Annotated in this window: 1 pseudogene; it reads left to right on the top strand. The window is 66.1% G+C overall.

Annotated elements, in window-relative coordinates:
• Positions 1-970 (top strand): annotated as a pseudogene (locus AC3EUJ_RS37195) (IS256 family transposase); the annotation flags it as partial.

Genomic DNA, 970 nt, shown 5'->3' with positions numbered 1-970 from the left:
CAAGACCCTCGCCACCCAGGCCGGCGATCTCGACCTGGCCATCCCCAAGCTCCGCAGCGGCAGCTTCTTCCCCAGCCTGCTGGAGCGACGACGTCGCATCGACCAGGCCCTGTACGCGGTCATCATGGAGGCGTACGTGCACGGGGTGTCCACCCGTTCCGTCGACGACCTGGTCAAGGCCCTCGGCGCGGACAGCGGCATCTCCAAGAGCGAGGTCTCGCGCATATGCGGTGACCTGGACGAACAGCTCACGGTCTTCCGCGGCCGACCCCTGGACCACAGCCGCTTCCCCTACCTCTACCTGGACGCGACCTACTGCAAAGTCCGCGTCGACCACCACATCGTCTCGCAGGCCGTGGTCATCGCCACTGGCATCACCGAGGACGGCAACCGCGAGGTCCTCGGCGTGATGGTGGGCGACAACGAGACCGAGGCGTTCTGGGCCCAGTTCCTGCGCTCACTGCGGGCCCGCGGCCTTGCCGGAGTGCGACTGGTGATCGGCGACCACCACGCCGGACTGGTCGCCGCGATCCGCAAGGTCATGCTCGGCGCCGCCTACCAAAGGTGTCGCGTTCATTTCCTGCGCAATGTGTTCGGCGTGATCCCGAAGGGCTCCGGGGAGATGGTCGCCGCGACGATCCGCACCATCTTCGCCCAGCCGAGCGCGGAGCTGGTCCGCCAGCAGCTCGACACCGTCGCCGATATGCTCGGCCGACAGTTTCCCCAGGTCAAAAAGATGCTCCTGGACGCCAAGGAGGATCTGACCGCCTTTGCCGGCTTCCCCATCTCCCACTGGAAGACTCCAGTCGACGAATCCCCTGGAGCGACTCAACCGCGAGATCAAACGTCGCACCGACGTCGTCCAGGTCTTCCCCAACCCAGCTGCCCTCGAACGCCTGGTCACCGCCGTGCTCAACGAACTGCACGACGAATGGATCGCCTTCCCCCGCCGCTATCTCTCCGAAGGCAG

The organism is Actinacidiphila sp. bgisy160 (genome assembly GCF_057707815.1).
The sequence above is the reverse complement of the archived record's forward strand: the minus strand, read 5'-3'. Positions and strand labels throughout refer to the sequence as shown.